The organism is Acinetobacter sp. IRS14, from assembly GCF_034650275.1.
GTDB classification, from domain to species: Bacteria; Pseudomonadota; Gammaproteobacteria; order Pseudomonadales; family Moraxellaceae; genus Acinetobacter; species Acinetobacter oleivorans.
Genome location: NZ_JAOVFN010000004.1, coordinates 67277 through 90413 on the forward strand (window position 1 = coordinate 67277; position 23137 = coordinate 90413).

27 protein-coding genes are annotated in these 23137 nt (G+C 38.1%); 16 read left to right on the forward strand and 11 right to left on the reverse strand.

Annotation, left to right across the window (positions count from 1 at the left end; all coding sequences use genetic code 11):
- Window positions 1-29: 29 nt before the first annotated feature.
- Genes ODQ17_RS05380 through ODQ17_RS05390 form a run of 3 tightly spaced genes read right to left on the reverse strand, consistent with a single transcriptional unit; the run spans window position 30 to window position 1003 of the window.
- On the reverse strand, window positions 30-356 hold the full coding sequence (locus ODQ17_RS05380; protein ID WP_322902243.1) for a hypothetical protein: 327 nt from the start codon (window positions 354-356) through the stop codon (window positions 30-32).
- 60 nt (window positions 357-416) lie between these two features.
- Window positions 417-773 carry a transcriptional regulator gene (locus tag ODQ17_RS05385; protein ID WP_322902245.1) on the reverse strand — a complete coding sequence of 119 codons (357 nt, stop codon included), beginning with the start codon at window positions 771-773 and terminating at the stop codon, window positions 417-419.
- Window positions 774-781: 8 nt separating this feature from the next.
- On the reverse strand, window positions 782-1003 hold the full coding sequence (locus tag ODQ17_RS05390) for a hypothetical protein (protein WP_057104843.1): 222 nt from the start codon (window positions 1001-1003) through the stop codon (window positions 782-784).
- Between the two features lie 129 nt (window positions 1004-1132).
- Between ODQ17_RS05390 and ODQ17_RS05395 the strand changes: the two genes are divergently transcribed.
- From ODQ17_RS05395 to ODQ17_RS05425, 7 genes are all read left to right on the forward strand, one after another.
- Window positions 1133-1921, forward strand: coding sequence for a LexA family transcriptional regulator (locus tag ODQ17_RS05395; RefSeq protein WP_322902248.1), 789 nt, complete (start codon window positions 1133-1135; stop codon window positions 1919-1921).
- 222 nt (window positions 1922-2143) lie between these two features.
- Window positions 2144-2584, forward strand: coding sequence for a hypothetical protein (locus tag ODQ17_RS05400; protein WP_322902250.1), 441 nt, complete (start codon window positions 2144-2146; stop codon window positions 2582-2584).
- Between the two features lie 2 nt (window positions 2585-2586).
- Window positions 2587-2952, forward strand: a complete 366-nt coding sequence (locus tag ODQ17_RS05405) for a hypothetical protein (protein ID WP_284085894.1) — start codon at window positions 2587-2589, stop codon at window positions 2950-2952.
- A 12-nt stretch (window positions 2953-2964) separates the two neighbouring features.
- Entirely contained in the window at window positions 2965-3669 is a 705-nt protein-coding gene (locus tag ODQ17_RS05410; protein ID WP_322902253.1) for an ERF family protein, read from the forward strand.
- Window positions 3670-3688: 19 nt separating this feature from the next.
- Window positions 3689-5152: a hypothetical protein gene (locus tag ODQ17_RS05415; RefSeq protein ID WP_322902255.1), complete on the forward strand. Its 1464-nt coding sequence runs from the start codon at window positions 3689-3691 to the stop codon at window positions 5150-5152.
- A gap of 142 nt (window positions 5153-5294) precedes the next feature.
- Window positions 5295-5927, forward strand: a complete 633-nt coding sequence (locus ODQ17_RS05420; RefSeq protein WP_322902257.1) for a hypothetical protein — start codon at window positions 5295-5297, stop codon at window positions 5925-5927.
- Window positions 5924-6181, forward strand: coding sequence for a helix-turn-helix domain-containing protein (locus ODQ17_RS05425; protein ID WP_322902259.1), 258 nt, complete (start codon window positions 5924-5926; stop codon window positions 6179-6181). Before ODQ17_RS05420 ends, ODQ17_RS05425 begins: the two co-directional genes overlap by 4 nt.
- A 403-nt stretch (window positions 6182-6584) precedes the next feature.
- Here ODQ17_RS05425 and ODQ17_RS05430 read toward each other — a convergent pair whose 3' ends face one another.
- From ODQ17_RS05430 to ODQ17_RS05440, 3 genes are all read right to left on the reverse strand, one after another.
- Window positions 6585-6926, reverse strand: a complete 342-nt coding sequence (locus ODQ17_RS05430; RefSeq protein ID WP_322902261.1) for a hypothetical protein — start codon at window positions 6924-6926, stop codon at window positions 6585-6587.
- 92 nt (window positions 6927-7018) lie between these two features.
- Window positions 7019-7132: a hypothetical protein gene (locus ODQ17_RS05435; protein ID WP_004793930.1), complete on the reverse strand. Its 114-nt coding sequence runs from the start codon at window positions 7130-7132 to the stop codon at window positions 7019-7021.
- Window positions 7133-7245: 113 nt separating this feature from the next.
- Window positions 7246-7590, reverse strand: coding sequence for a hypothetical protein (locus ODQ17_RS05440; protein ID WP_322902263.1), 345 nt, complete (start codon window positions 7588-7590; stop codon window positions 7246-7248).
- Between the two features lie 223 nt (window positions 7591-7813).
- On the opposite strand from ODQ17_RS05440, the gene ODQ17_RS05445 reads away from it, so the two are divergent.
- From ODQ17_RS05445 to ODQ17_RS05465, 5 genes are all read left to right on the forward strand, one after another.
- Window positions 7814-8398 (forward strand): 5-formyltetrahydrofolate cyclo-ligase, encoded by a 585-nt coding sequence (locus tag ODQ17_RS05445; RefSeq protein ID WP_322902265.1) that lies wholly within the window; start codon window positions 7814-7816, stop codon window positions 8396-8398.
- A 446-nt stretch (window positions 8399-8844) separates the two neighbouring features.
- Window positions 8845-11274, forward strand: a complete 2430-nt coding sequence (gene lon, locus ODQ17_RS05450; RefSeq protein ID WP_005303397.1) for an endopeptidase La — start codon at window positions 8845-8847, stop codon at window positions 11272-11274.
- A gap of 303 nt (window positions 11275-11577) precedes the next feature.
- Complete coding sequence (rlmH, locus tag ODQ17_RS05455; RefSeq protein ID WP_004703042.1) at window positions 11578-12057, forward strand: 23S rRNA (pseudouridine(1915)-N(3))-methyltransferase RlmH; 480 nt, start codon at window positions 11578-11580, stop codon at window positions 12055-12057.
- A 112-nt stretch (window positions 12058-12169) separates the two neighbouring features.
- The gene (locus ODQ17_RS05460) at window positions 12170-12946 is read left to right on the forward strand and encodes a DODA-type extradiol aromatic ring-opening family dioxygenase (RefSeq protein WP_151963430.1); all 777 of its coding nucleotides are present in this window, start codon (window positions 12170-12172) and stop codon (window positions 12944-12946) included.
- 170 nt (window positions 12947-13116) lie between these two features.
- Window positions 13117-14226 carry an META and DUF4377 domain-containing protein gene (locus ODQ17_RS05465; protein WP_198306844.1) on the forward strand — a complete coding sequence of 370 codons (1110 nt, stop codon included), beginning with the start codon at window positions 13117-13119 and terminating at the stop codon, window positions 14224-14226.
- Between the two features lie 55 nt (window positions 14227-14281).
- Here ODQ17_RS05465 and gdhA read toward each other — a convergent pair whose 3' ends face one another.
- Entirely contained in the window at window positions 14282-15685 is a 1404-nt protein-coding gene (gdhA, locus tag ODQ17_RS05470; protein ID WP_322902271.1) for an NADP-specific glutamate dehydrogenase, read from the reverse strand.
- Between the two features lie 272 nt (window positions 15686-15957).
- Between gdhA and ODQ17_RS05475 the strand changes: the two genes are divergently transcribed.
- Window positions 15958-16749, forward strand: coding sequence for an RnfABCDGE type electron transport complex subunit B (locus tag ODQ17_RS05475; protein WP_252060269.1), 792 nt, complete (start codon window positions 15958-15960; stop codon window positions 16747-16749).
- Window positions 16750-17439 carry an endonuclease III gene (gene nth / locus ODQ17_RS05480; RefSeq protein ID WP_005048343.1) on the forward strand — a complete coding sequence of 230 codons (690 nt, stop codon included), beginning with the start codon at window positions 16750-16752 and terminating at the stop codon, window positions 17437-17439.
- A 37-nt stretch (window positions 17440-17476) separates the two neighbouring features.
- Here nth and ODQ17_RS19185 read toward each other — a convergent pair whose 3' ends face one another.
- The 4 genes from ODQ17_RS19185 to ODQ17_RS05500 all read right to left on the reverse strand — a co-directional run bounded on the left by ODQ17_RS19185 (window position 17477) and on the right by ODQ17_RS05500 (window position 20319).
- On the reverse strand, window positions 17477-17614 hold the full coding sequence (locus ODQ17_RS19185; RefSeq protein WP_013198601.1) for a hypothetical protein: 138 nt from the start codon (window positions 17612-17614) through the stop codon (window positions 17477-17479).
- 71 nt (window positions 17615-17685) lie between these two features.
- Window positions 17686-18339 (reverse strand): adenylate kinase, encoded by a 654-nt coding sequence (adk, locus tag ODQ17_RS05490; protein ID WP_005303386.1) that lies wholly within the window; start codon window positions 18337-18339, stop codon window positions 17686-17688.
- Window positions 18340-18425: 86 nt separating this feature from the next.
- Window positions 18426-19739, reverse strand: coding sequence for a membrane protein (locus ODQ17_RS05495; protein ID WP_004793941.1), 1314 nt, complete (start codon window positions 19737-19739; stop codon window positions 18426-18428).
- Window positions 19740-19800: 61 nt separating this feature from the next.
- Complete coding sequence (locus ODQ17_RS05500) at window positions 19801-20319, reverse strand: hypothetical protein (protein WP_322902276.1); 519 nt, start codon at window positions 20317-20319, stop codon at window positions 19801-19803.
- A gap of 235 nt (window positions 20320-20554) precedes the next feature.
- Between ODQ17_RS05500 and mrdA the strand changes: the two genes are divergently transcribed.
- Together mrdA and rsmD are read left to right on the forward strand one after the other, a co-directional pair.
- Entirely contained in the window at window positions 20555-22576 is a 2022-nt protein-coding gene (gene mrdA / locus ODQ17_RS05505) for a penicillin-binding protein 2 (protein WP_322902278.1), read from the forward strand.
- Window positions 22576-23124 (forward strand): 16S rRNA (guanine(966)-N(2))-methyltransferase RsmD, encoded by a 549-nt coding sequence (gene rsmD / locus ODQ17_RS05510; protein WP_322902280.1) that lies wholly within the window; start codon window positions 22576-22578, stop codon window positions 23122-23124. The genes mrdA and rsmD overlap by 1 nt, the downstream gene beginning before the upstream one ends.
- Window positions 23125-23137 lie beyond the last annotated feature (13 nt).

Genomic DNA, 23137 nt, shown 5'->3' on the forward strand with positions numbered 1-23137 from the left:
CATGGCTTTAATACTTTTTGAGTTACTCACTAGAGTTCACCTTCCTCAATGATTTGAATGAAAGTTCCTAAGTATCGGATCCGCTTAGCTCTATAAAGGCTCGAGATAATTACTCCAGCGTGATAAAGATTAATTCCGTGTACACCATGTTGATCTACAAGCGATTGCATAAACTCATCACGTGTTACAGCAGCATTTTTTACATCACGGTTTTGACGGGCTAAATTTTTCTTACGACCATCCAATAAACCTGACAGAGTTCTTAAAGCGGGTTCATGCCAGCTTTGATAACTTTGCTGGCGCTTTTGTTCTAAAAGTTTGTCTTTAGTCGATTGATTTGGTAAATTAGTTTGCATATTCAGTTCCTCTAGCCAGTAATTGAATTAACTAAGCCTGATCCACGAAATCAGGCTTTTTTAATATCCAAGTTTTTCCTTTTGACCACTGATTTCGTCATGGAATAAGTCATCCACCGTTTCAATACGATTCATCCAGCTTTTAGACATGACTAAAAGAGCGGCCACTCTTTCTTTATCAATGCTTTGATAATCTTTAGGAACAACCTTTAATCCAAGTAGACTCAATAACTCGCAAAACATTTCAATTTCATTTAAGCCATTGTTTTTCTCAACTGTTTTAAGGCGAGTTATTGTGCTTGGATCAACTTTTAATTTTTCTGCTATCTCTTTCTGGTTGCTTGAATCAAGACCATGCAATATACGAGATGCGTCATTTCTGGCGCTTGCAGATAGATCAATTGATAATTTGCTCATGTTGTTTCCTAAGCTGTTTTTGATGTACCTAAAAAGAAATCAAATAGGCTTTCGTGAGTTAATTTTTGATTGCTTGCGTCAACCATTTTCTGAATGGTTTCCATTCTTGGTCTTTTGCGAGCATGGATTAAATGGGTTTCCATATATCCGTATGTGACTTCTGCCTCTTTGCAGAATTTGAGACGGTCGCTCTCACTTAATCCCCGCCAATAGCTATGAAGAGTAAGCATTAATACACCTCACTGGTAATTTTATTTAATAAATATACCCACAAGGTAAATAAAATACAACCTACTAGGGTATTTATTTTTTCTACCTATTAGGTATTTTTGAGTTCAGCGCTAGAGGTGAATTGAAAAATGAGTGAATTAAAGACTATTCATGAAATTAGGCTTGGTAATACAAGGAAATTAATGAAGGAATCGGGACTAACTCGTTCTGAATTTGCCGAAAAAATAGAAATGGCTTATGGGTTGTTGAGTCAATACATTGGAAAGAACCCAACCAAAAATATTGGTGATGAAACTGCTTTAAAGATTGAAGAAGCTTTTCATAAACCGCGGGGTTACCTTGATCAGTCTGACAATCAAATTGAAGAAGCACAGCAATCACAGGGTGCTACTGGTTTTAAACAACTCGATATAGAAGCATTTAAGAAAAAATATAATATTCCTGATAGTGAAGATGCTGTACTTTTCTCTAGTGTTATCGAAAAACCTTTAGTTATTTCAAAAAGATGGGTTCCAGTTAAGGCATATAGTAAAATGGGGATGGACGGATATTTTACAGACATGGGGTACGATGGAAACGCTGGTGATGGGTACATTCCTACTCACACTGCCGGAGATCGTTCTTATGCAATTAAAGGTACAGGTGATTCTATGTACCCTGCTATACGTAATGGCTGGTATGTGGTTTGCGACCCAGATGCAGAATTAACTCCAACTGAGTTTGTTCAAGTTTGCTTAAAAGACGGTAGATGCACAATTAAAGAATTCATAGGCATTCATAACAATGTTTTGAATCTTTTGGCAGTAAATGGAGGAGAGCGGTTAACATTTGATATGGATGAGGTAGAAAGTATTACTGCTATTACTGATATTGTTCCACCAAGTCAGCACAAACAGCATCACCCAAAAGCCAATTAATAATATTTTAAATTAACTTATAGAAATTAGGCCCACAAATTTGTGGGTTTTTTTATTGTCTATTTTATTAATTCCACCTCATAAGTAAAAAATTAAATCAATAATTTCACCTCACAGGTATTTACTTTATTTTACCTTACAGGTATATTTTTCTCACGGACAACAAAAAAGCACACCGACTCTCTGACCTTTCGATGTGCTTTGCAAACTGCGAGATCAATTATGAACGTAAATGCAATTCCATTCAACCATATCAAAGTTACGGGTGTTACCGCTCTTGTTTTGATTGCTGGTTTAGCTTCTTGTGAATACAAGACAGCTCAAACTAGTTTAGCAACAAACACCCAGACCTTTTCACCGCAAACTCAACCAAGTTCATACGGCGTTCAAACGGCCCAGATCACAGGTAAGACATCAGGTATTGCAGTGATCAAACTTGATGGCTTCCGAGTAAACGTAAGCTTTGACTTTGAGGCTCATCCAGATAGCTACGGCGTACCAGGTTCGGAATTTACTGCTGTTGATGTTACCCAGCTCACAATCAATGAAATTACCGATGTAAACGGTAAGTCATACAACGATTTCACTGATTACAACGATCACCGCAATATCAATGCCCTTCTTAAAGGCTTCATCGAAAAAAATCGTTTGGTGGAGGCTTAATCATGAAAAAGACCTTCACCACACCTTTTCGCCAGTTTCTTTTTAAAGACCAGGAAGGTTTTTACCATGTTCGACTTGGTCCAAAAATTTATATGGCCAAGCTGACTTTAGATTTTACGCCAGACTTTGACAAAGAGTTTACAGGTGGAAAAAGAGCACAGCCGTTTAATTGGTACAACGTGCTAGTTAAAGACTCTAAAGATAGCGAACCCCGCCCTATTACTACGGATGAACTATCCCAAAAATGGTTCAAGCCTGAGTTTAAAGGTGGAGTTAATTATCACCGAGCTATTGAACAAAACAACCGTACTCAACCCCAACGATACAGCGCAGAGCAACGTATCGCTTATAAAAACTCTCGTTATTAATTGGGTGGCATCATGACTAATCAAAACAACGCATTACATAAAATACAACAAGAGTTGAAAGCTCCAAAAAACAAAACCAATGATTTTGGCAAATATAAATACCGTAACTGTGAAGACATTCTTGAAGCAGTTAAACCACATCTAAATGAATTAGGTGCAACACTCGTTCTTACAGACGAAGTTCAGCAAGTTGGCTCGGTTGTCGTTATTACAGCAAAAGCGGTCTTTACTGATGCTAACGGCAAAGAAATTACCGTAACGGCTCACGCTGGCGTTGACGTTAATAAGAAAGGTATGGATGTAGCTCAAACCTTTGGTGCATCGAGTTCGTATGCTCGTAAATATGCTTTAAATGGCTTGTTCCTTATTGATGACACTAAGGACTATGACACTAATGAATATCATCAACAAATGGACCAAGAATCTAAAAATCAAAACAACCGTAATAACGGTAATCAAAACCAACAATCTAATCAGAGCTCGCAGGCAAACAATGCTAATAGCACTCAGTCATTAGCTCAGCGTTATACAAATGCGCTTACCAGTATCAAGAATGCTAAATATCCATCAACCCTGGATAAAGCCATTGCCACTTTTGCAAATTCTCAATATGCAGCTGGCATCGTTAACGCTTGTCGTGCTCGTGCAGATCAAATGGGTTGGGCAGTTAATTCCCTTCTTCAGCAAAAAAACCAAACTCAACCACTACACCACTGATTAAAGGCAGGAACTAAACATGACTAATTTAATTTCAAATCAAGAAGCCTTTAATGCATTGATGACCGGCAAAGTTGTTCTTTGCCGCCACATCGATGGTGAGTTTGATACTTTGGATCAGTTCCCAGCTACTGTATTTTCTTTGCCTGGATATGAGTATTGTATCCAACTGCCAAAAATTGAATTGGCCGGGATTACATTTACTCAACCACTAACCCTTGATGATGTTAAGCCAGATCAAGACATTTATCTTATTGAGCCAACTGGCAGTATTTATTGGTACAAATTCAATGAAACAGCAGCTCTCAAAACAGCAGTTTCAAATGGATTTGCTCAAGCAGATATAGAAAATGCTCGCCTCCAGTTAAAAGCATTTTGTGCAGCCGTTGGTCGTGATGTAGATACAAATGAAACTCGTGTCGTACCTATTGGCGGTGCAGAAAAACAAAAAACAGCTAAGAAAAAATCTTCAAAGACTGCTACTCCAAAACAAGTTGAGGAAGTTAAAGCTGAGGATCCTATTCATACAGAAGTTTTGGAACCCTCTTCGACTGATGGATTCGCAACATCGCAAGCTTCAAATAATCTTCAGCACCAAGCTCTATTAGATGCTTTGCAAATTGCCAATACTGAGCAGGAAGTCGAAAACATTTGTTCAAGTCTTGAGAAAGAAGGCTTTAGCAAAGTGCTATTAGCTGAAATTGAAGCTGCTAAACAAGCTCGATTGACTGAGCTGGATTTTATTGAATTGGACGAAGCTGATACAACAAGTGAGCAAGTATTTTCTGTTTTATATGACTCATTTATCGGCGAGATTGAATCGTGCACTTCAGCTGAAGAACTACAGGCGGTAAAGAGGAAAATTGGTGCAAATGGGCATTTAGAAGATCAAGAACGTGACTATTTATTGAAAGTTATAGAAAAGACAACTTTCATCGATAAAACAACATCGGCACCAAAAGCAGTTCTTATCGGTCTAATTGATCAGGCAAATACATTGGATGAGTTGGCCAAAGTTAATGACACCATTTTAGCAAGCTCAAAAAATCTTACTTCTGAAGATTTAAGTGAATTGAAAATTCAGAGCGAGCAACGAAAAGAACAACTTTCACAGCTTGATTTAATTGATTCTGATCCAGACTACCCTTCGTTCGCATACTCAGAAGAACTAGTAGATGAATTAGCATTTGATATAGATATGGCTGGAAGCGCTGAAGAAGTTAATGAGATCTTTGAGCGCACTCGTCAATGGTCAGAATCACAACGCAAACCTTTACTAGATGCTTCGTATAAGCGCCTTAAAGAGCTTAATGAAAGACCTTTAATTGAGCGCATCCATGCTGCACAGAATATTGATGTTTTACGCTCTTTATTCGCTGAGATCCGTTTACTTGAAAATGGAACTCTAAAATATGACGCAATGACAGCCTATAAAAACCGCGAAGCTCAATTACCTGGTGCACCATTGGAGATAAGCCAATGAAATATCACTACTCAACAATGACGCGCATTTTGTTAGTAATAGGTGCACACATGAACCACCAGTTCGACAATGTTAATCCTTCAGAAATCGATGCTTGCTTAGTCAATGTAAAGTTTAAAGAAGCTACATGGAGAAAGTGAAAATGAGTACAGCAGCAGAATTAAAAAAGGCCAATGAAATGACTAATTTCAAAAAATATAAAGCTAAAGTTTTTGAAGCACTGGCAAGCGATACTTACGGCTTAACTATTTCTCAATTGGCAACTGTATGCAAACTAAGTGCGAAAACTATCAAACAGATTTTGGCCGAGCTAGAAGTGGAGAAAAACGGCGATGTTTATTTATTAAAGAGTAAGCAACCGGTCAAATCCACACCACAGTTTCCAATTTATGATAATTGGCTTTCTAAAAATATGACCACCCTTCGCCAGGCTACAGCTCATCTAAGTAATAACGATGTTAATGACATTATTGAAGTTGCTGGAAGTTTAATTTGGGAGGCGTCAAAAACTCAGGCGTTGCCGGAAGGTTATGTCATCGTTACTGAAGATCAGGCAAAAGATACAGCTCGTTTAGACTTCATGCTTTTAGAAAATAAGGTTGTAAGTACTGACATAAATGTTGATGAAAATTATGAGCGCACCGGCGAAGGGTTTTGCGTCAATGCTGTTTATTGGATTGATGGATGGGATCGTTTAACAGAAACAGTTCATCAAACAAAACGTGAAGCTATTGATAAAGCGATGGAAGCAAGTGAATCGGGAGTTGAGGAATGAAAGAAATGAAAGGTATTAATAAAGAAGCTGAGATTGAAAAGTTCAATGCCGCCAATGATGATGCTGAGTTTTCACCAGAATCTCTTGCGGCCATACTTGATGTTTCGACATCTTGGTTGCAGAAAAAGCGTTGTGAAGGTGGTGGTATTCCCTTTTCAAAAGTCCACTATCGAAAAATTTTTTATAAAAAAGCAGATGTGTTAGCTTATATTGAACGGCAGCGCATCCAATCCACATCACAAATGGCGGTATAACCGCCTTTTTTATTGTAAAAATTTAGTAGGCAAACAATAGGCTAAAAACAAAGAAAAATAGGCAAATTTGCAGAAATAGGCAGATAGTAGGCAAATAAAGTATATTATCGTATCACTACATAAGTTTTAATATTGTTTCAGATATTTTTATTAAATTACATAAACTTAAAAAAGCTTTTCGTATACTCAAAAATGATCTAATATTGTTTCATGTTGCTATAAATGCTTTTCTACCCGAGAACTCATCGGGTTCAGGGTAACGACACATGCAGCGGCATCTTCGGAGCATTCAGTTTTAACTTTAAGAAAAATTCAAAATATTTATTTTAATTTAGCTTTCCATACAGACCTTTCAGTCTAAAATTTTCTTTTTAAACATTAAATTGCAGCTTAGCTGATTAATCTACTCCGCCTTCTCTAATATTATTTTTTTATTTCTACTCAGACACTCTTCATACCAGCCTGCTTGAAAATCTTCTATTGCCTTTCTTTTAAAGAAACTGGTTCTAAATATTTTGGCAGAGTAAGCCGAGTTAATTAAATCTTGGTAAAGTTGTTTGGCTTCTGAGTCTTCAAGACCATTCGCTATCTGTTGCAAGTCTTGAGATGGAACTTTTTGTTGACGTGCTTCCATGACAGTATAAGCGACTTTTTTTACTACATTACAAATATCAGGATCACTTAACTTGTCGTCGGCATGACATCCTAAAGCTAAAAAACTAAGAAAAAATAATTTAAACTTCATGATCCTACCTTATTTTTATAGTTTGAAATTTATAACAAAATTTAATTATAAAAAAAGAAATAGAAGATTTCTTACTATTTCTTTTTAAAAGATTACGCTGGATTAATCACGTAAAAATAAATAATAAGCCCAGCTAAAACAGTTGAAGCAATCGTTAAGTATGTACCAACCGTATTAAAACTCTGTAAGAATTTCAAGATTTCCATATCTAGAACCCCCTAAAATAGCAACTATAAAGACAAAATGAAATTTACCACAACTTAATAATGCCAATCAATTCACACTTATCGGATTTTTTGAGAGTTAAAACATCAATTAATTATTGGTTACACCGAATCGCAAAGGCATCTTTGTAGTAATCAGTTGCACTCTTCAAATCTGACAATAATTTTTCTTCGGTATAAGGTTTAGTTGAAATTTTAATTAATGCAGGCATATATTGGGTCTTATAAACCTCAGGATAATCATGGCACAAGATTTTGACTTTAACTTCTTGTGGTGTATTCGGATTATCCAGTTGATCTAAAAACTCTCCAATTTTACGGTCAGACTCTTCGAATTGAGCTTTATAGTCAACTTCAGCAGCTTCAGGTTCTGTTTGTTTTGTACACCCGCCTAGCATCAATACGGCGCTTATTGTAATGGTTAAAATTTTTAACTTCATAGGCTTAACAATTTCACATTCATCCTTTTAAATATTCTTATCTGATTAAATGTAAATAAATACTGGTAATACGTAAAGAAATAGAATTTTTTATCGCTAAAGAACATACCTCGCATCAAGTAAATTTAAAGTTATTTCTTAATTAGTCCTCTATTTCCATAAAACTTAAGAAAAATAGGTATAATTTTGCTCGACAGACCTCAAATCTTTGTTAGATTTACACATGAATGAACTTAGTTTTATTAGAAAAAATTTAAGATCTAAAAGGCGCTCTTTGTCCCCCTTAGAGCAAAAAAAAGCTCAGCTTAATGTTCTGCGTCATTTAAACAGTCTTGCTATTTTTCATTCATCAAAAAAAATTGGTTTATACCTGCACGCCTTCGGAGAGGTTCATACAGATCTGATCATAAAGTTATGTTTTCAAAAAAATAAACAAGTTTATTTACCTATGATTTGTTCTATGAATCAACATTTAGTTTGGGTAAAAATATCTAGAAACCAATATTTTAATCGACGTTTTTCTCATCATCCATTGGGTATGAAAGAACCCATGGCAACAAGAGGAAAACATGTATCAAAACTTGATTTACTGTTAATGCCACTTTTAGCTTGTGATCACTACGGTACGCGTATTGGTATGGGAGGCGGCTATTATGACCGTACATTGGCTAGTGCAAAACATAAGCCTTATCGTTTGGGAATGGCTCATCAATTTCAATTTATTGAACATACTTTAAAACGTCAAAGCTGGGATCAACCCTTAGATGCTTTACTCACCCCTCAACATATTTATTATTTTAAAAGATAATATTTATATGAAAATTAAAAATTAGTCTTAAGTTTTTAATACCCCTAAAATCATAAAAGTAACCACCCTAAGGATGGTTACTTCTACGTGACAGACCGATTTACCAACTTATAGTAACACGGCTATTTAATGTTCAATATTAAATAAGTTTTGCATTATTGTTAATTATACAATGCCGATAAACGACATAAGAAAATGGTTACTTTCCATCCAAACGTCTTTTTTACTATATGAATATTTCATAATTATTAAGCTAAATTACCTATCCTTTCTACAAAATTTTATTCTTCTTAAGAATTAATCCGTTGATTCATAATATTTTAATAAAAAAGTTGACTAAATTAGTCATTTTTTCCACATTTTCTATAGAGAGGCCCTTGTAATTTTTGAAATACACATCACTATAAAAAACATGGCAACCTCGTTGTCACTCATTAGGAGTGCCCATGTCTGAACTTATTATGAATGAAAAAACTGACTTAGAGCCTCAGGTTCCAAGTGTATTACCACTTTTAGCGTTACGTGATGTAGTGGTCTACCCACACATGCAAATTGCGTTATTTGTGGGTCGTGAAAAATCGATCAATGCAGTTGATGTGGCTCGTAACAGTGACAATTTAGTATTTGTAGTTGCGCAAAAAGATTCGCTTACAGAAGATATTGATCACGATAACCTTTATCAGTACGGAACTGTCGCTAAGATTGTTCAGGTTGTAAATCATGAGAATGATGAAAACTGCATTAAAGTACTGATTGAAGGGTTACAGCGCTCTAAGCTTGAAAAAATTATCGATGAAGATAGCCATTTGACTGCTGAGCATAGCTTAAGTCCAATGACAATTAACGTAGATAAAGCTACTCAAGAAACTCGTTTACAAGAGTTGCGTAATTTATTTGCTCAATATGCTGAAGCAAAATTACGTAATGCACGTGAACTCGTTGCAGCTGCTAATAAAATTGAAGACTTGCTACAGCTTATGTTCTTCGTGGCAACACGTGTACCTCTAAATATTGAAATTAAACAGAAGTTTTTAGAGCACGATGAATTTGAAGCACATTTGCAAGAGCTTATGAGCTACTTGGTAAATCAATCTGCCGAACAGCAAATTGAACAAACTTTGCATGACAGCGTAAAACGCCAAATGGAAAAAAACCAACGTGAATACTTTCTAAATGAAAAAATGAAAGTCATTCAACGTGAACTTTCTGACATGAATGGTGGCGCTGAAGATGACGTTGCTGAAATAGAAAAACGTCTTACTGAAGCTGATTTACCTGAACACGTACGTAAAAAAGCTGAAGCTGAGTTCCGTAAGCTTAAAGCAATGCAACCTGCATCTAGTGAAGCTGCTGTTGTACGTAACTATCTAGAAGTAATTTTAGATACGCCGTGGAATAAAGCGAGTAAAGTCAGCATTAACCTTGCGAAAGCTCAAGAAATTCTTGATACAGATCACTACGGCTTAGATGACGTTAAAGATCGTATTGTTGAATACTTAGCTGTTCAGTCTCGTGTTAAAAAACTCAAAGGTCCTATCCTATGTTTAGTAGGCCCTCCTGGTGTAGGTAAAACTTCGCTTGGTGAATCAGTTGCGAAAGCAACAGGTCGTGAGTTTGTTCGTATGGCACTCGGTGGCGTACGTGACGAAGCTGAAATTCGTGGTCACCGTCGTACTTATATTGGTGCGATGCCAGGTAAAATCGTGCAGTCTTTAACAAAAGTTGGCGTGAAGAACCCACTGTTCTTACTCGACGAAATTGACAAGATGGCACAAGACTACCGTGGTGATCCTGCTTCTGCATTGCTTGAAGTATTAGATCCATCGCAAAACAGTAAGTTCAACGATCACTATTTAGATCTTGATCTTGACCTATCTGAAGTGATGTTCATCTGTACTGCAAACAGCATGAATATTCCTGAGGCATTGCTTGACCGTATGGAAGTTATTCGTCTACCGGGTTATACCGAAGATGAAAAAGTTAACATTGCTGAACGTTACCTTGTTCCAAAAGCGATTAAGAACAATGGTCTGCGTGCAAAAGAGTTAACAATTCATGAAGAAGCGATTCGTGACATTGTTCAGCGCTATACACGTGAAGCTGGTGTACGTAGTTTAGAACGTGAAGTGTCTAAAATTGCGCGTAAAGTGGTAAAAGAAGCAGTAAGTAAAAAGTCTAAAAACTTACAACTTGATGTGACTTCTGCCAATCTTCCAGAATACTTAGGTCCACACAAGTTTGACTTTGGTATTGCAGAAGATGAAGCGCAAGTAGGCCGCGTAAATGGTCTAGCTTGGACATCTGTAGGTGGTGAGTTGCTTACTATTGAAGTTGCAGCCGTCAAAGGTAAAGGTAAATTCATTACAACTGGTTCACTCGGTGATGTAATGAAAGAGTCTATTACCACAGCAATGACTTTAGTACGCACACGTGCCGATGAACTAGGTATTGAAGCTTCTCGTTTTGAAGAAACTGATGTACACGTTCACTTACCTGAAGGTGCAACACCAAAAGATGGTCCATCTGCTGGTTTAGCATTAACAACTGCGCTTGTATCAGCATTTACAGGTATTGCGATTCGTCCTGATATTGCAATGACTGGTGAAACAAGCTTAGGTGGTCGTGCAATGCGTATTGGTGGCTTAAAAGAAAAACTTCTTGCAGCACACCGCGGTGGAATCAAGCTCGTCTTCATTCCTCAAGACAACGTTCGAGACTTAGCAGAAATTCCTGCGAATGTTAAAGAAGGTTTAGAAATCAAAGCTGTGAAAAGTATTGATGACATCTTACCTTTAGCATTAGTTTCGATGCCAAAGCCTTTACCTAAAACACCGATTGTAAAACCGGTGGAAGGTTCAAAAGCAGCACGTCACTAATTAAAATATGAAAAAAGAGAGCTTCGGCTCTCTTTTTTTTGTTACACAATTTGATTGAAAAATATCCAACCATCCTCATAATAGGTATTAAGAGTATTTAATTAAATTAAGTATTCTTCGTTATCTATTATTTTATAGATAGCCTTGTTTTATTCTCTATGATCATCTGAACTCCAGACAGATGATCATTTGATCGCAGTCCAACACCGTTTTTTGGACTGCGTTTTTTATGCCTATTTTACTACCACGAACTTATCTCTTCCTCAGGTATAATGCGCCAGCTGTTTTAAATGAATAGACAATATGAAAATTCGTATTCTGACCATTGGTCAAAAAATGCCTGCTTGGGTTCTCACTGGTTTTGAAGATTACTTCAAACGTATTCAACCTTTTGTGCAAACTCAAGTCATTGAACTTCCTATGGCCAAACGTGGTAAGAATGATTCAGAAGCGGATATTTTAAAATATTGTCAAATTGAAGGTGAAAGTATTTTAAATGCTTTAAAACCGAATGAAACTTTAATTGCTCTAGAGGTCGGTGGCCGAGAACTCAGCACAGAGAAACTGGCTGACACCATGAAACAGTGGATGCTTGAAGGTAATGATGTAGTACTCGCTATTGGTGGACCAGATGGTTTATCAGATCAAGTGCGTAAAGCTGCTGCATGGCATTGGTCACTTTCAAAACTCACAATGCCCCATCCTTTGGTACGTGTTTTACTCATTGAGCAGCTATATCGGGCAATGAGTATTAATCATAATCATCCCTATCACCGTGCATAAAAACAACAACCGTTTCATTTTAGGAACAATCCGTTGAAATCAGGATACTTTTAACATGTCCTGATTTTGGCATAATAACTATTATTCTGCTTTTTAACTCAGGTGTAATGCAATGGAACTACAAACCCTCCCCGGACTGTTTATTTCACATGGTTCACCCATGCTTGCACTTGACCCAGAACAAGTAGGCCCTGCTCTACACCGCTTAGGTGCTAATCTTCCAGCACCAAAGGCAATCATTGTGATGTCTGCGCATTGGGAAAGTAAAGCACTTGAAGTGAGTATTTCGACTCGCCCTGAAACATGGCATGACTTCCGCGGCTTTCCTAAAGAGTTATATGAAATTCGCTACAGCGCACCTGGGCAACCAGAACTTGCTGAAGAAATCTTAAAATTACTGGCAGATGCTCATTTAGTTGCTCATGCGAATAGTACGCGCCCTCGTGACCATGGCGTATGGATGCCTCTATTGCATATGTATCCTGATGCTGACATTCCTGTGGTCGAGATTTCTTTGCCAACCAATTTAAGCGCACAAGAAATTTATCGCATAGGACAAACACTCGCGCCTTTACGTGACAAACAGATTTTACTCATTGGTTCAGGCAGTATCACTCATAATCTTGCAGAGCTATCTTGGCAAGGAGACAACTCTAAAGTTCCAGAATGGGCCTCAACGTTTAGAAATGCTGTTGTGAATAAACTTACCCATCAAGATTATGATGGCGTACTAGACTGGCAATCGTTGCCGTATGTAAAACGTAATCATCCGACCCTTGAACATTTTGCCCCATTGTTTTTTGCTATGGGTACAGGCAATCGTTTTACGATTGTTCACAGCAGCTTCACAATGGGCTCGCTAGGCATGGATATCTATCGTTTTGATTAATTATTAGCAAATACCCCGTTTTTCGGGGTATACCATCATTCTTGTTGAAAATTAGAATAACTTACAAACTTATACATTTTAAAAACCGAAACAATCAAATGTTTACATTTTCTTTTTTTAAGAATGTTTTAAGCTTATTGCTGTTGTTTTTTTACTTGAAGTTTTTTTAAATGAAAATTAAATATTTAATTCTTGCGTTATTACCTTTTTCTTTGATGGCGTGTCAAACAGTTACCAATACTCCTGCTCCAATTGTATCTGAGCAACAACAAAACCTTGCAGCCACTTTAGGTGAATATGCTTGGACTTATCAAAATGTAAAAGCTTCTAAACCACTTATCCTTAACTTTAATGCAGATGGCAAATTAGCAATCAATACAGGTTGTAATGGCCAAGGCGGTACTTGGAAAGTTGAAGGTAACCAACTTGTTACTTCTAACCTTGTTTCAACAATGATGGCTTGCCAAGATGATTTAATGAAACAAGAACAATTGTCGAATAGCATCTTTAGTGACGCAAAATTACCAATCGAAATTAGCAACAATAATGGTCAGGTGATTTTAAGCGTGACAGACAAAACTGGTCAAAAACATATTTTCCAAGGTCAAAAAGCAGTGAATACTCAAGCTTTAACCGACTACTCTTGGTCTTATCAGCCTGAAAATACAAAAAAACCTATCGTTCTTAACTTTACCAACGACCGTTTATCGATCGCAACGGGTTGTAACCGCCAAGGAACAACTTGGAAAGTTGAAAACAATACCATCGTAACTGCTGATGTAATGTCAACAATGATGGCGTGTGAACCTGCTTTAATGAAACAGGAACAATTTTCTAGCAGCCTTTTCCAAAAACGTGCGGTTCCGTTTGAACTCAATACCACAAACGTTGATCAACCAACACTAACGGTATCTGATGCTCAAGGTCAAAAATATACCTTTACTGGTAAAATGACACCTGAAGCAAAATATCAATCTGAAGGAAAAACTGTTTTCCTAGAAGTTGCTCCACAAACTAAATCATGTACTGGTGTTGCACCACAAACTTGTATGCAAGTTCGTGAAATTAAATATGATGACAAAGGCGTTAAAACTTACGCTGACAAAAACTGGTCATTATATTATGGCCAAATTGAAGGTTTTGAGCACAATCCAGATCAACGCGTAATTTTACGTGTAAAACGTTTTGAAGTGAAAAACCCAGCAGCAGACCAATCTAGTCAAGCTGATGTATTAGATATGGTTGTTGAGCAAGAATTAGTTAAAAAACCTAAAAAATAAGTTTTTAGACTAAAAAAAATCCGATGCTTTTGCATCGGATTTTTTATTTCTATTTTTAGAAAATACCTTGAGCAAGCATTGCATCAGCCACTTTTACAAAACCTGCAATATTGGCACCATCAACATAATTAACAGTACCGTCTTCTTTAGTACCATATCTTACACAATTGGCATGAATGTCTTTCATGATTGCATGTAAACGTTCATCGACCTCAGCATGTGTCCAGCTTAAACGAATTGCATTTTGAGACATTTCTAAACCAGATGTTGCTACCCCACCCGCATTAGATGCTTTTCCTGGCGCATACAAAATTTTAGCTTCAATGAAGTGTTCAACTGCTTCAAGTGTAGATGGCATATTAGCGCCTTCAGCCACACAAATTACGCCATTTGCAATAAGCGTTTTAGCATCTTCACCTGTTAATTCATTTTGCGTAGCACATGGTAAAGCAATATCGACAGGAATATGCCACGGCGTTTTTCCTTCAAAATATTCAAAACCATGTTTAGAAGCAAACTCGGAAATACGACCACGTTTAATGTTTTTCAGCTCCATGACTTCAACAAGCAACTCATCTGTAAAACCATTTTTTACATAAACCGTGCCGTTAGAGTCAGACAAAGTAACAACTTTTGCCCCTAAGAACATGGCTTTCTCTGCTGCATATTGTGCAACGTTACCAGAGCCAGATACTGAAACAGTTTTACCAGCAAAAGATTGTCCACGTGCTTTGAGCATTTCCTCTGCAAAATAAACCGTACCATAGCCAGTTGCTTCAGGGCGCATTAAGCTACCACCAAATGAAATTCCCTTACCAGTAAAGACACAAGCGGTGTCATTACTGAGTTTTTTCATCATGCCAGCCATATAACCGACTTCACGCGCGCCCACACCAATATCTCCCGCAGGAATATCAGTATTTGGTCCTAAATGGCGATAAAGCTCAATGATTAATGCCTGACAGAATCGCATAATTTCAGCATCAGATTTACCTTTAGGATCGAAATCTGAACCACCTTTTCCCCCACCCATTGGTAAAGTGGTAAGTGAGTTTTTAAAAGTCTGCTCAAAACCTAAAAATTTTAAAATTGATAGATTGACCGATGGGTGGAAACGCATTCCCCCTTTGAATGGACCAATTGCTGAATTGTATTGAACACGGAAAGCTCGGTTAACTTGAGTCTGACCTTGATCATCCATCCATGAAACACGAAATTGAATCACACGCTCAGGTTCAACTAAGCGTTCTAACAAACCCTGCTCTGCATATTCCGGATTTTTTTCAATAAATGGCCACAAACTCGTCATTACTTCTTCGACAGCTTGTAAGAACTCAGGTTGATGCGGATCACGCGCTTGCACGTAATTCAGGAATTCATTCAGGTTGTTATATTTCAATGCACGGTCCTCAGCATAGTAATGAATTAAATTGGTGCAATACATTATTAAATGCATCATTTAGCAGCAAAATATTAAATCCCTTTCCATCAATTTTAACAATAGTTATTTTAAATTATTTTATTCACCTTAATTATCAAAAACTTATTTTTAGGAAAACTACTTAAAGATAAGAAATAGTCATTTAACTTTTCACTTTTATTGATCTATTATTGTGCAGAATTAGCGACATTTTAGGTCAATTAAAAACCCGATAAATTCGTTAAAATCCATTGACCTTACTTAGGTTTTTCTTCATTATCGCATCGTTTTAACCAAGCTATTTGCCCACTATGAATTCATCTATTTCTCTCATACGCGAGATTGATGCGTTATTACCACAAACACAATGTGGTCTATGTGGACATCGTGATGGATGTCTACCCTACGCAAAGTCGATTGCTGAAGGTGAAGAAGCAAATAAATGTGTTCCAGGTGGACAACCTGTTGCTGATGCACTCGCAAATCTATTAAATCGCTCTCCATTAACTGCAGAAAGTAGCGTATGGCCTGTACAAACAGATGGCCGCCCACAGCGAATGAAAGCAATTATTCGTGAAGATGAATGCATTGGCTGCACCAAATGTATTAGTGCTTGTCCTGTAGATGCTATTATTGGCAGTGGTAAGCTCATGCATACCATTTTGACTGACTTATGTACGGGTTGTGAGCTATGTATTCCACCTTGTCCGGTAGATTGCATTGATTTGGTCGAAGACACGCAAGCATTACCAAATGAACAACAACGTACTGCGGAACAAAATGATTTAAGACAACGTTATTACGCTCATATTCAGCGTGAAGAAAAGCGTCGCAGTCACCGTAAAGGTCCAGTGGTACGTGCTGAAATTGATACTCAACTATTTGCGCAGTTTTCTCAGGCACTTGATGAATTACCTTCAATTGAACTCATTGAGAAACCTAAAGAGACTGTGCCAACTGATGCTAAAACTACAATTGAGTTAGCTAAAATTCGTACACAAATTAAGAAACTAGAAAAACAGTTAAGTATACGTGAAGATGCTAAAAAACGACTTCAACTTGAAGAACTACAACAGCAACTCATGCAATTACAGGAGGTCTGAATGGCTGTCAAAAATATGACGAAAAAGCAGATTCAAATTTTCTTTGAACGCCTTCGTGAACAACGGCCGTCTCCTCAAACCGAGTTAAAATACTCATCTTCTTTTGAGTTACTCATTGCAGTTATGTTGTCAGCTCAAGCGACCGACGTGAGTGTGAATAAGGCAACTGATAAACTTTACCCTGTGGCTAATACAGCCGAGAAAATCTATAACTTGGGCGTAGATGGGTTAAAGGAATATATTAAAACAATTGGCCTTTACAACGCTAAAGCAGAAAATGTCATTAAGACCTGTAAGATTTTAATGGAACAATTTAACGGCGAAGTTCCAAGCAATAGAAAAGATTTGGAAGCTTTACCAGGCGTCGGACGTAAAACCGCAAATGTTGTTTTAAATACAGCGTTTGGGCAACCGACTATGGCTGTTGATACCCATATTTTCCGAGTGGGAAATCGAACTGGCTTAGCCGTAGGGAAAAATGTACTTGAAGTTGAGCACCGCTTAATTAAGGTCATTCCTAAAGAATTTATTTTAGATTCACATCACTGGCTCATATTGCATGGCCGCTATTGTTGTATCGCCCGTAAACCTAAATGTGCTGAATGTGTAGTTGCAGATGTTTGCAACTGGCCTGATCGCTTTGAATTTGGTGCACAAAAGCAAATTGCTATTAAAAATATTGAAGCTTAAAAATATGGTTGGGTATAGGTAATATACCCAGTCAATCTTACTTTAGACGTTTTTTCTCGTTACGCCCTTCTTTTGCTTGTTTTTGTACCTGTCTAAGCATTTTATAGCTCTGATAACTTAAAAATATAACGAGTGCCAGACTTAGCAATACCACCAAAATCAATATGATTTTCATATTGTTCTCCTGCACTGAATGAAAGAAAAGAGCCCTCACAAAGAGGGCTCATTATCACAAACAATATTAAATTATTTGTCTAAGATGTTGAACAAATCTTTTTGTACATCTTCAATTGTACGCAAGCCATCAAGCTTGTCATAAGTTGGTGCATTCTCACCAGATGCAGCACGGCTTTGATAGAATCCAACCAATTGCTCAGTTTCTGTATGATAAGAAGCTAAACGTTTACGGATTGTTTCTTCTTGGTCATCTGGACGTTGAACAAGATCTTCACCAGTTTCATCATCTTTACCTTCCACTTTAGGTGGATTGTAAACTGTATGATAAACACGGCCAGAAGCTGGATGCTGACGACGACCAGAAAGACGTTGTACGATTTCTTCGTCAGGAACATCAATTTCAATCACGTGATCAATGTTAATCCCTTCTTTTTCCAAAGCTTCAGCTTGTGGAATAGTACGTGGGAAACCATCGAAAATGCAGCCATTTACACAGTCAGGCTGAGCAATACGTTCTTTTACTAAACCGATAATAAGTTCATCTGAAACCAAACCACCAGATTCCATTACACTTTTAGCTTTTAGACCTAATTCAGTACCTTCACGAATTGCAGCACGGAGCATATCACCGGTTGAAATTTGTGGGACATTGTAGCGCTTACAGATCAACTGAGCCTGAGTCCCTTTGCCTGCTCCAGGTGGTCCGAGTAAAATAATGCGCATAAAAAACATCCTCATTTAAAACAATGAATATGAAGTCCGGCAGAAAAAGTCTCGTTAATCTTCAATAGATCCTGCCCGACGTCGAATTATAAGAAAGCCACAAACAAATGTATTGTACCAGCAATAAATCCGGTTACCCCACCTAGTACAATAAGAATCCATTCATCCTCCTGAAATGCAGGACGCAATAAATTCTGAAACTCTTTTGGTGTCAGTTCGCGAATACGCTCTTTAAACATTTGAAAAATCTTCTGTGCCCGGCTTGCGTTCAGCGCTGGGTCACATACGGGTCCCATCGTAATTTCAATTGAACGATCAATCAAGTCCGTCTTTAATCTTGCGTACTCTCTTGGCCCTAAAGAAAGCTGTAAAGATGTACGAACTAACGGTGTTTCCATAATTTCGTTAATATGACGCTTCACAATGCGGCGGGTCTTATCTTTACGCGGCCCATACATCATTTCGGTCATAATCGATTTTAACGTAATTAAATCTTCTGTTACTACGCTTGAAAACACGTCAGAGACTTCCTCTTGACGCTTCATGAAAGCACCTTGGAAATTATAAGTCCCAATCCGAAGAACGGGTACAATCCAAGGGAACTTACGATCTTTTGTTAATCTAAAAATCTGTGGGTAACGAATATAATGTGGTTCAATCGGATTAAATACCATCCAGATCGCAATCCAGTTCGTTAAAAAGCCCCAAATTGAAGCCCAAAACGGTACAGTCCAGTGCCAAGGTACGACAAACCAAACAATCATTTGGAAAATACCAAAGAACATTCCAATTAAAGCACTAATATGCCAAATAAAGTTGATTTCTTTTTGCCCAACTTTTAAGAACATGCGTACCATTAAACGGCGGTCACCTTCCATCTGGCTCACCACCATTTCACGCATATTAACCAGTGACTCGACGTTCATGGTCAGCTCAGTCACTAATTCTCTTAATACACCTGGTAATTGTTTATGCGCCTGTGCATAAATACGGCGTTTAATTGAATAAGGTAAATTTTCCCAAAGAACAGCATTACGATCGATCATGACTTCATCAATCAGATGTTCAAGTTCAAATCCCACCTGCTCACCAATAATACGTGCCATATCTTCAGGGTCCATTGCTTCTAAAAATTCACGCAATGAACCTAGCTTAGATAATGTATTGTCGGTAATAATACCCGAGATACGTCCGGCTTTACGTGGCACAATACCTTGCCAACCTACTGGTAATGGACCTAAATGGAATCCCCAAAATTTAATTGGGTAAAACACCATTTTTAAAGCCATCCAAACGTGTGCCCATGTAACAAAGGCAGTGACTGGAATAATACTTAAAACGGCCCAAAAATCAGGTCTGTGTAAAAAGGTCTGCCACAATCCGCTGACGTACTCTAACATGTAAGACTCTCGTATTTATTTGTGCTCTGCTTATGGCGAGTTAACGATAAACTGCTTTGTTTTATAAACCAAAACTTAGAGAATAAGAAAATTGAATTTGTGGTTTAGTATCCGCAGCAACTGCCCCATTCTGGTCAGTTAGTTTTTCCGCCGCGCCAATACCCACACTAAAAGTACTAATTCTTTCTGAATTCAACAATACATAGGCCAAATCGACGCCAGCGCCTAAACGGGATTTATACTCACCATCGACCTCTTTACTATCGAGATGCCCAGCATAAAAACCAATATAGTAACCATTTTTATCCGTGCCGGTAAGATAATACGGATATCGAAACCCGACTTGGCCACCAGCAGTTTTATCACCATTCAAAAATGCGCCAACTTTGGCATAGGCGATACCATAAGGGTTTACCCATTCGCCGTTTAAATGTAATAGTTTTTGTGTAAAACCGGCACCCACATTCCACGTAGATGCAGTATGGCCTGCTAATTTTGCTTCTGGAAGAAACGAATAGTCTTGAGCATGAGCCCAACTACTTACCGTCAGAACTGCAAGTAAGGGATAAATTTTTCTCATTATTTTCTCCATTTTCCCTAATCGTATGGTGAGAACAACCCTATTCTATTGAATGAGAGACTTTAACAGAATTATTTTGCTTCTTATATACAAGTATCTACAATTTTGTTGTCTGCAAAGTCAAAACGTATCTTATCGAAATGCACGGAAACTTTGAAAATTATGCAATATTTTAAGCGCTCTTGCGTTAGAATAAGCAGCTATTTTTCCACCCTATGTCATTAAGTCGATCCTTATGAAGCAGCACTTTCCTTTAAAAGATATCCAGCAAGAAAAGCGCATTTATCGAGGACGAATCTTTTTTGCCGTAGGTCTTGTTATCGTTTGCTTATTAGTGTTGATTAGCCGATACGCTTATCTGCAAATTTTTCACTACGACGAGTTTTCTACCGCATCAGATAAAAACCGAATTCGTTTACAGCCACTTCCACCTGCTCGTGGTTATATCTATGACCGAAATGGTGTATTACTGGCAGATAATTATCCTGTTTTTACAGCAACTTTAAGTAAAACAGATGTAGAAGATGTGGATGGTGTTGTTGAGCAGCTACAGCCTATTTTAGATTTAACACAAGAAGATATTGACCGCTTCAAAAGTCGTATAAAAACTGCTCGAAAAACTGAACGTGTCGCAATTAAACTTAATCTAACCGAAGCCAACATTGCCAAGTTCAGTGAAGCTAAATATAAATTTCCCGGCGTAAGAATCGAAACACAAATGACCCGTTACTATCCACACGGTGAGTTATTTGCTCATGTGATTGGTTATGTAGGGCGTATTAACGATAAAGAATTAAAAAGTATTGATAAAGATTTATATGCTGGAACCAACCTGATTGGAAAGATTGGCGTTGAGAAAAGCTATGAAGATTTGCTACACGGAACACCAGGTTATGAATCTGTTGAAGCAGATGCTCATAGTAACATATTGCGCCATTTAGGCCGTAAAGATCCTACTCGCGGCAATGACCTCTATTTATCTTTAGATTATGGTTTACAGGTTGTTGCATCTCAACAGCTCGCAGGCCGTCGTGGTGCCATTGTTGCTATCGACCCTCGTACGGGTGAAATTCTGGCTTTAGTATCTAGTCCAAGTTTCAACCCTAATTTATTTGTGACGGGTATTAACCATAAAGATTATAGTTCTTTACGGGATAATTTAGATCAACCGCTTTATAACCGTGCGGTGCAAGGTGCATACCCACCAGGTTCTACCATTAAACCAATGGAAGCGATGGGCGGCTTACACTACGGTATTGTAAACTGGTCAACGGCCATTTCTGACCCAGGCTATTTCCACTTACCAGGCGATTCGCATAAGTTCCGCGACTGGAAAAAAACCGGTCATGGTATCGTAAACATGCATAAAGCCATCATTATGTCATGTGACACCTATTTTTATATTCTTGCCCACCAAATGGGTATTGATCAAATGAACCAATGGATGCGTCAATTTGGGTTCGGTCAAAAAACAGGTGTCGACCTACCAAGTGAAAGTGAAGGTCTTTACCCAAATCCTGAATGGAAAATGCGTACTCGCAAAGCCAAATGGATGAAAGGTGAAACGATTTCGGTGAGTATTGGTCAAGGTGCATTTACAGCGACACCTTTACAACTTGCTATGGCGACTGCAATTACAGCCAATCATGGTTCTCATGTCACCCCTCATGTTTTACGTGCAACGCATGGTGCAAAACCATTTACTGTACGTAATGCACCTGATGGCAAAATCAACTTCAACGGAACAGATGAAGACTGGATTCAAATGCGCGATGCCATGATTGATGTAATTCAATCAGGTACTGGTCGAGGCATTCGTACACCTCTCTATCAAATTGCAGGAAAGACAGGAACTGCGCAGGTTAAAAGTATTGCACAGGGTAAACGCTACAATGAAGCAGCCCTAAGCGAACGCCAACTTGACCATGGTTTATTCGTTGGATTTGCACCTGCTGATAAGCCAGAAATTGCGATTGCCGTGATTTGGGAAAATGGTCGTCATGGTGGTTCTGCTGCTCAACTTGCAAGACCTATTTTTGATTACTGGTTATTAACTCGTAAGAAAAACCCAGTTCGACCAGCAAACCATCAAGTCAATGGTGGACTAATGACTGCTGGAATTAAGCCAGGTGAGCTATCAAGCGGCGGCGAAGTTGCGAGCTCTACTCCAGCAGCATCAGCTACTTCAACTACACCCGCAGCCTCAACACCACAGGCTACGCCAGCTCGCCCTGCAACCAATGAGGTCGATGAATAATGAAAAATCAATTGCGCATTATTGGTGGCGAATGGAAAAGACGAGTACTTCCCTTCGCTAGCATTGATGGTTTACGCCCAACGCCAGACAGAGTCCGCGAAACTCTATTTAACTGGCTCATGTGGGATATTCAAAATGCGCATGTCCTTGATGTGTGCACAGGCTCTGGCGCATTAGGTTTTGAAGCGTTGTCACGTGGTGCTGCGTCAGTTTATATGATTGAACCAGACAAAACTCAGGCACGTTTTTTAAAAGATAATGTTGAGCTATTAAAAGCCCAAAATTGTCATTTAATCAATGCAACTGCTCAGCAAGCTTTACCCCGTTTAAAAGAACAGTTTGATGTTGTGTTTTTAGACCCTCCTTATAGTCTAGATTTATGGCAAGAGCTTTCGAACTTGGCAGAACCCCATATTAAAAAGAATGGGTATATTTATGTTGAAGCTGATCGAGATTTATCTCAACTTCTCCTCCCTTCAACATGGCAACAAGTTAAGACAACAAAAGCTGGAACCGTTCACGCAGGGCTTTATCAAAAAAGTAGCTGAATAAAAAAGGTAG